Origin of the sequence: Bartonella sp. MU37NMGALS (assembly GCF_042194015.1) — a bacterium.
GTDB lineage: Bacteria > Pseudomonadota > Alphaproteobacteria > Rhizobiales > Rhizobiaceae > Bartonella > Bartonella grahamii.
Window position 1 is genome coordinate 1 of sequence record NZ_JBHIML010000030.1, and the last position, 7,042, is coordinate 7,042.

Here is a 7,042-nt window from a genome sequence, read left to right on the forward strand (position 1 = left end):
GCGTTTGGATCAAGGGTATCATCCTTGTCTGGTGTTGTGTTTGCAACGTTTCCAGCCGCATCTTCTTGCGCTTTATCAAAAAGTTCGCACTCTATTTTTGTGGTGTAACCACCCGTTTTATCAAGTTTGTGCTTAACGCTCTTGATGCGCCATTCTGCTGGAATATAGGGGCGGAAAGGGGGCTCTTGAACAAGCTTTGCTTCTGCTTGCACAAACGGATCACCACCGATATCACATGAGAAAGAAGACTTACCGCGTGATGATTTATTGCGATAAGCAGCAATGGCCGCAACAGCCTCTGATTGGTTGTGGTAGGTATATTTGAGTTCATGAAACGGCGGATTACCAACTTTGACTTCTTTTTTTTCACCAGTGCGGATATCATGATAGGTTGCGAGAACACCGCCTTTCTTCTCTTTGTCTTCTTCTTCTTTCTCAGGTGTTGTTTCTGCTTTTTCCGATTCAGATGATGATGGTGCTCTGTCACTGTCATCCATATGGATAAAGTTTTCATCATCATCAATCTCTTCTGGTTCTCGTGCATCAGCCGCGGCTTTTTGGTCGTCTCCCACATCTGTTTCTAAGCCATTGGCTGCACCTGCTTCATCCCGTGCACTGTATTTAAAATCCCAAGAGGTGCAATGTTTCTCATGAATAACAATAATAGGGAGTGTTTCACCGGTGATGGCTTTGCCTTCACCCCGTTTGGCAAGAACAAGTTTACCATCAACGGGCTTTGCTACCGCATCATATTCTTCTGCAAGGCGTGTAGCAAAAGCCATATCGCTTTCAGCTGTTTGGTCAATGTGACGCACAACGATTTTTGCAAGAGAAGGATCAACCTTTGGCGTATAGCCATTACGCTCTGCTATCTCTTGAACAATACTGCCAAGAGTTTGTTGGTGGTAAGATTGGCTTTTGGGGGTTCTGTAAGACGTGTTCATTGATGCGGCACGCCCTGTCACGCTTAAGCTTTGTGGTGGGCTGCTTACAGAGATTTCGTCTATCAGATAGGCTCCCATATCGCGGTTTTTTCCGCCTTCATAGCCAAGAGTTACAGAAATGACTGTCCCGATAAGAGGAATATCAAGAAAGCCGTTATCACTGTCACGCGCACGGTCATCAAGCTCTATAGTGATACGATCACTTTTGTTTTCTGCTTCATCGGTAATTTCAATTGATAAAACATAATCCATGAGCGTTTTGGTGATGTCTTCTCCATTTGCCAGAACCATGCAAAAAGGTTTCATGATTTGCTACCCCAAATTCTGATTACTGGTGTAGCTTTCGGATAGGGGAGGGTTGGTAAGAGTATCGTGATGCCTGCTTTTAAAATGGGTCCATAGTCTGCAAGCCCAAAATTAGCTGCATAGACGCGTTCAACAGCAAGCGCTTGCTGACCTTTGGCATAGTATTTCCAGCAAATGGCATCAACCATATCACCATCTTTGGTCATATAAAGATCACTCATAGGTCTTCACCATATTCTCTCAACTTTATTGTAAATTCTTGTTTTTTGGGGGTGCCATTATGATGAAAAACGCTTTGTTTTTCCTCTACAGAAAGAATGACAAACTTACCTAAGATTTTGCCTTGACCGGTAACAAGAATATGAGGTCCCATATGCGCTATTTGTCGCAAATATTCGATTTGTCCGTGACCACCTTTGAAATCTGGATAAATCACGCCTGCTAAAGAAAACTCCGCATTTGCAACAGCTGGCAATTGAAGAGCCGCCTTTCGTCCCAATCGCCCTTGTTCTACCCATGGAACCCCATAAGACATATCAAGTGTTTGATAAGCTGCTGTTTCAATAGAAAAAATAAAACCACCCAAAGCTAACATCATGGTATTTAATCCGAAAGGCTAGAGGCTATGGCTAAACGTTGCTGTTTTGCATAGCGTTCAAGTGCTTGATTGACAGCGTCTCTGATTTCGTCCTTGAGACCATTGGGGACGGAAATATTTAGATTTGTAATGGTTACACGGGCGTCTACTTCAACGGGCTTATGAACCGTAATTGGCTTTGGAGCTTTAAAGGCACCCACTTTATTTGTTGCCTGCATTTGTCCTGTTTCAACGGCTCCTGTATTAAAACCACTCTTGCGTTTTTCAGGTGGGGTATTTGTAACCACTACTGTATCCAGCATTTTTTTTGCCCGTGCATTGGTCTCATTGGTAAAGGTTTTAATCGTCTGGGTTGAAGTCTTATTGATTGAAACATTAAAGCCTAACTTTTCTTTCATCCAATTAGGCATCCAGCTGGTTAATTTGCTTATCATGCCGCTAAACCAATCAGACAAAGCATTCCATTGGCTTTTGATACCTTCCCAAAGCCCGTTAATAAGATTGGAGCCTACTTCCATTAAATCGACACCAAACAGCCACTCAATGAGTTCATTGATTTTTTTTGAAATCCAAGAGAGCGGTGAAAAGTTTTTAAAGAGCGTCAAGAGGTTATTGAAAACGTTACTACATAAGCTCGCAAAAGAATTCCATAAGTTGCTTATGAAGCTTACTACCGTATCCCAATTTTTGTAGAGCAGATATCCAACTCCAACAAGGGCTGCTATGCCGCCAGCGATCCAGCCGATAGGAGTGGTCATGATTGCGATACCAAGCGATATAAAAGCAGAACCAACGGCAGTTATTGCTGGAATGAGTGAAGCTACAAGAGATAGTGCAAGACCCGCAACTGCAGAAGCTGCCGGTACCATTGCCGCAATGAATGCTCCGGTAAGAACTGCCCCAACCGCGGCTAAAGATGCTGCTACCCAACCATTGAGTTCATCCCAATATTTATAGAGTGCGGCAAGTACCGCGATACCCCCAATGAGCCATCCTATGGGCGTCGTCATTATAGTATAGCCAAGCGTGACAAACGCTGCTCCCGCTGCGGCTAATGCGGCAATGAGTGGACCAAAAATGAACGAACCAAGTGCCACAAGTCCTACCTTAAAGAGGGTTATTTCACCAATCAGAGGTTCTAGCCATTGGAACCAGCCTTTAATCCTCTCTGTGAGATCACTGATGCCTTTTCTTAAATCAGAGGTAGGATTAAGCAAATCATTAAAGACTTTTTTTAAGGTTTTTGCCCAGCTCGCAACGGTTGTTTGAATGAGGTCGCGGTTTTCATCAATCAGGCGAGAAAAACCGTCAATCATGTCATTGATCACGGGCATGAAACGCGCGCCAATAAAGCTCGCGATACCGCCTATTTTTTTCTTAAAAGCACCAAGCTTATCACTCAAATCTGCTGCATAGCGTGCAACATCGGCACCTATCAGCCATTTTCCTTTTCGCGCCTTTGCAAACAGCTCTTTAATGGGTGCCATGCCTTGTGCAAGCATGGTCGCCATTTCTTTACCATCGCCCCCAAACAGCAGAGCGGCAATATGCTGTCTTTGTGCTTGGCTTTTCATCTTACTCATCTTGTCGGTAATTTCTTCTAACAAGACAGAAGTGGATTTGAGTTTTCCAGAAGTGTTTTTGACAGAAATGCCAAGTGCTTCAAAGCCCATCATGCCTCTTTTTTGTCCAGCATAGGCTTGTGCTGAACGCCTATTTAAAACCGCTAAGGATTGTTGAAAAAGTTCGGCAGAAGTGCCTGAATTATCGGCTGCATCACCCCATAATTGAAGTGATGCAACACTCATATTTAAATGGTGTGATGCGTGGTGAAGACTATCTCCCAGATGCATGGTTTTCATGGTGAGGGCGGTTACACTTGCCACAAGTCCACCACCAGCAAGCCCTAAAGCACCAGTAAAGACCGAAGCACGGCTTGCCGCCACTCCAAGAGCACTTTGAACGCCATGAAGGCTTTTTGTCATGTTTTTGACAGCAGCAGAAAAGCGCGGAATACTCAATCTCAGTGAGAGTGTTTTTGATAATGTATCGAATTTTTTTTGAAGATGTTTAAGAGGTGCGGTGAGTTTGTCTTCAAGAGATAATCTCACCTTTGCATCAGCAACTTTTTCACTCATTTTGTCTTATACCTTTCTGCTGCTTGATTTCGCCAAAAGACCAATTCTTCCAGTTCCATTTCCATCATGTCTGAAAGTGGCCAATGAAAAACAATGGCAATATCGGCTATGAGTTTCGCGGCAGTTTCGCAGTCTTGGAAGCCCGCCGACTTGAAAAAAAATCTATAATCTCACGAATATCTTCCATGTCATAAGGATCAATTTCCTCAACGGCATCTATGGGCCAGCCAGAAAGGCGTGAAGTAATGAATTCTAACTGATCAGCATCGTCTTCCTTAAAGGTCGCTTTTAAGTCTTTATATTTCGGGCGCCGTAAGGTGATTTCGGTATGTTCTTTTCCTTCAAAGGTAATCGGTACAAGTAATTTATGTGTAATGCTTGTTTGTACTGTCATTTTTATAATCCTAAGTTTTCTCTATGATCTGCGAGTTGATTGACGCCATTGAATCTCCTCACCATGTTGAGGGCGTCTATCTCAACAATTTCAACGTCCTTCTGGACATATTTGAAATACTGCAATGTGAAGGTAGTTGTGGATGTTGCTTTGCTGCCCGGTTGCCATTCTGCCATTTCAAAGCCTTTGCATAGTCCTCTCATGGTAATGACAACACCTTCTGCGGGTGTGCCTTGCGCTTGCATTGAACTTCGTAATGAAATGTCGACATCAGTGCGCCCCAACAGTGTCATCAACTCTGGAGAGCAATCAGAAATGGTCATGGTAAGCGTGAGGGTTTCAAGACCAAGGTCAACTTCAATGGAGGAGTCCATGCCTCCGCCGCGATAACTTTCAACAACCAAGTTCAAATTCGGTAATGTTACGCTTTCACATTTTGCTTGATAGGGAATACCGTCGACAAAAATGTTAAAATATTTCAAAACTCTTGGTAAAACGGGGATAGCCATTAAAAAATCTCCTCTAAATAATCATTCACAATGCGTGAACGGAATGTGATGTGTTCTGCTGGTGTTGTTGGTGTGAATTCGACATTGAAATAGATTCTGCCGCCTTCAATAGCGCTTGCTGTATTCAACTCTAGATCAGGCGTACAGCGCCCACCAAGAATGGCGCCTTGTGCTTTCAAATCACGCAAATAGGCATTGACGCTTTCACTGACATCATTCATGTAGGTTTTTTTGATATTGCGGTCGACAGCCCATAGATGCCCGCGCAAAATGGCGTCATTGATCATATCTGCGGTTCTCACCACCGATAAGAAAGCAAATTTTGTATCACTTGAAAGGGTGCGATTACCCCAAAGACGATAACCGTTTTCGCGGATAATTGTTGTGATATTTTGTTCGTTAAGAAGGTTGGCGCGGCTTGATCTGTCACCAATGGAAAAATCAATGGGGCGCACAGTTCCAACAATGCCATTGATCACTTTATTTGAAGGAGAATGCCAAAAACCGTGTGTAAAATCAGTTTTGGCAATGACACCAGCAACCGCTGCACTTGCCGGCTGTTCTATGATCTTTCCATCACGATTTACCTTTACAAAAGGGTCAATAAGAATGACGCGCTTTGAATCAAAATCCTTTGCTGCACTAAGGGCTGCTTCATCTGTTGTGTTTGGTGCATCAAGCACCACAATGGCGCGCAAACGTTCTGCAATGCCAATCAGTTCTGCTGCGACGGGGTTGGCAGTTGCACCAGTTCCATTCTCTTCAATATTCACACTGGAAGGGCGTTGATGTGTAAAGCCTGGAGCGATGAGAATGCGTGGTGTTTGTCCCACAATGGACCCCGCTCCAATCAAAGCATGAACACCTTCATAAGCGCCATTTGCGTTTACACCGCCAATAACATTGGTGAGTGTTGCATTTTCATTGTCACCCTCGTTCACGCGTACGACAACGACAATGGCGCCTACTTGTTTAAAAATAAGATCAAGGGCATTGGGTAAGGTACCTTGACGCTTGCCCGTTTTATCGAGTTTTGCAGCTTGTGAAAGAGAGCCCGTTACCAAAACCGGTGTGTTGAGAGGGAATGCTTGTTCATCGGCATCGGGTGCTGTGCCAACAATCCCGATAACTGCCGATTGAACCGTGCGAAGGGGGCGGGTGCCGTCGTCAACCTCGACAACTTCAACACCGTGTAGAAAACCTATTGCCATACTTTATGCTCCTTTAAATGAGGGGTGAATGAAAATGAATGGGAAAAATGAGAGGTAAAAAGCCGCTTTTGAAAACGACTTGACAAAATATTCAAAACCGTTAGCTTCATACAAAGGTGCTTGAAAAACATCTTAAAACAACAAGCGGATTGGTTACCGAAATAATCAGTCTTCTGTGCATTAAAGACTTTGACTCATTATATGCTACACGCATATAATAGCTTTGTCGGGTGTGGTTATGCCATAAAATACCCTTTCGAGGGGAAAGCATAACGACGGGCTTGTTGCCGTGTTTTTCAGCACCCGGCATTTTTATAAAAAATGTCAATGAAAAACGTCTAACAACAAGGAGTTCTCATGAATACTCTTATTCCAATATCGGAACAAATCATTGATCAGGAAACTGTTCAAACTGTTAACGCTCGTGATTTGCATACGTTTTTGAAGGTAACATCTCGTTTTAACGATTGGATTATTAATCGTATTAAAGAATATGGTTTCCTAGAAAATAAGGACTTTGCGAGTTTTACTAAAAATTTAGTAAAACCTAAAGGCGGTCGTCCAAGTACAGAATATCACATCACTTTAGACATGGCGAAAGAGCTCTCAATGGTGGAACGTAACGAGAAAGGACGTCAAGCACGCCGTTACTTTATTGAGTGTGAAAAGAAACTGAGAAACCAATCTGTTGATTATGATCGTGATACGCGTTTTGATTTGCCAAGTTATTGGGAAGGTATGAAACCTGGTGAAAAAGTTTTGTATCTTTTAGGTCCAATTCATATGCGTCTTCTTGATGCCTTCAGAGTAGACGAAGAAAACAGAAAATATAAAGCCCTCATTAAAGAAGCAAAAAAGGTCTTAGCAAGTCCGATTACAAAAGCTGCTTAACTTTAAAAACATGATTTTCTCTCCTCGTCTTTTAGGCGGGGAGGTGGTTAA

At 43.1% G+C, this 7,042-nt stretch carries 9 protein-coding genes; 1 reads left to right on the top strand and 8 read right to left on the bottom strand.

Going from position 1 to position 7,042, the window contains the following annotated elements:
• The 8 genes from ACFIJP_RS08210 to ACFIJP_RS08245 all read right to left on the bottom strand — a co-directional run.
• On the bottom strand, positions 1 to 1,250 hold a 1,250-nt coding region (locus tag ACFIJP_RS08210; RefSeq protein WP_375626892.1), incomplete at its 3' end, for a contractile injection system protein, VgrG/Pvc8 family.
• The gene (locus tag ACFIJP_RS08215; RefSeq protein WP_273724325.1) at positions 1,247 to 1,471 is read right to left on the bottom strand and encodes a tail protein X; all 225 of its coding nucleotides are present in this window, start codon (positions 1,469 to 1,471) and stop codon (positions 1,247 to 1,249) included. The genes ACFIJP_RS08210 and ACFIJP_RS08215, both read right to left, overlap by 4 nt.
• On the bottom strand, positions 1,468 to 1,848 hold the full coding sequence (locus tag ACFIJP_RS08220; RefSeq protein WP_273724432.1) for a phage tail protein: 381 nt from the start codon (positions 1,846 to 1,848) through the stop codon (positions 1,468 to 1,470). The genes ACFIJP_RS08215 and ACFIJP_RS08220 overlap by 4 nt, the downstream gene beginning before the upstream one ends.
• Before the next feature lie 5 nt (positions 1,849 to 1,853).
• Positions 1,854 to 3,986, bottom strand: coding sequence for a phage tail tape measure protein (locus ACFIJP_RS08225; RefSeq protein ID WP_375626894.1), 2,133 nt, complete (start codon positions 3,984 to 3,986; stop codon positions 1,854 to 1,856).
• Positions 3,983 to 4,054 (bottom strand): GpE family phage tail protein, encoded by a 72-nt coding sequence (locus ACFIJP_RS08230; protein WP_081429755.1) that lies wholly within the window; start codon positions 4,052 to 4,054, stop codon positions 3,983 to 3,985. Before ACFIJP_RS08230 ends, ACFIJP_RS08225 begins: the two co-directional genes overlap by 4 nt.
• Before the next feature lie 38 nt (positions 4,055 to 4,092).
• Positions 4,093 to 4,380: a phage tail assembly protein gene (locus ACFIJP_RS08235; protein WP_375626896.1), complete on the bottom strand. Its 288-nt coding sequence runs from the start codon at positions 4,378 to 4,380 to the stop codon at positions 4,093 to 4,095.
• 2 nt (positions 4,381 to 4,382) lie between these two features.
• Positions 4,383 to 4,889: a phage major tail tube protein gene (locus ACFIJP_RS08240; protein ID WP_375626897.1), complete on the bottom strand. Its 507-nt coding sequence runs from the start codon at positions 4,887 to 4,889 to the stop codon at positions 4,383 to 4,385.
• On the bottom strand, positions 4,889 to 6,100 hold the full coding sequence (locus ACFIJP_RS08245; protein ID WP_375626899.1) for a phage tail sheath subtilisin-like domain-containing protein: 1,212 nt from the start codon (positions 6,098 to 6,100) through the stop codon (positions 4,889 to 4,891). Before ACFIJP_RS08245 ends, ACFIJP_RS08240 begins: the two co-directional genes overlap by 1 nt.
• A gap of 357 nt (positions 6,101 to 6,457) precedes the next feature.
• On the opposite strand from ACFIJP_RS08245, the gene ACFIJP_RS08250 reads away from it, so the two are divergent.
• Positions 6,458 to 6,991, top strand: a complete 534-nt coding sequence (locus ACFIJP_RS08250) for an antA/AntB antirepressor family protein (RefSeq protein WP_375626900.1) — start codon at positions 6,458 to 6,460, stop codon at positions 6,989 to 6,991.
• The last annotated feature ends 51 nt before the right edge of the window (positions 6,992 to 7,042 follow it).

Coding starts and splice junctions, on each gene's coding strand:
- ACFIJP_RS08225 (WP_375626894.1), bottom strand. CDS start 3,986: ATGAGTGAAAAAGTTGCTGATGCAAAGGTGAGATTATCTCTTGAAGAC.
- ACFIJP_RS08240 (WP_375626897.1), bottom strand. CDS start 4,889: ATGGCTATCCCCGTTTTACCAAGAGTTTTGAAATATTTTAACATTTTT.
- ACFIJP_RS08220 (WP_273724432.1), bottom strand. CDS start 1,848: ATGATGTTAGCTTTGGGTGGTTTTATTTTTTCTATTGAAACAGCAGCT.
- ACFIJP_RS08235 (WP_375626896.1), bottom strand. CDS start 4,380: ATGACAGTACAAACAAGCATTACACATAAATTACTTGTACCGATTACC.
- ACFIJP_RS08245 (WP_375626899.1), bottom strand. CDS start 6,100: ATGGCAATAGGTTTTCTACACGGTGTTGAAGTTGTCGAGGTTGACGAC.
- ACFIJP_RS08250 (WP_375626900.1), top strand. CDS start 6,458: ATGAATACTCTTATTCCAATATCGGAACAAATCATTGATCAGGAAACT.
- ACFIJP_RS08215 (WP_273724325.1), bottom strand. CDS start 1,471: ATGAGTGATCTTTATATGACCAAAGATGGTGATATGGTTGATGCCATT.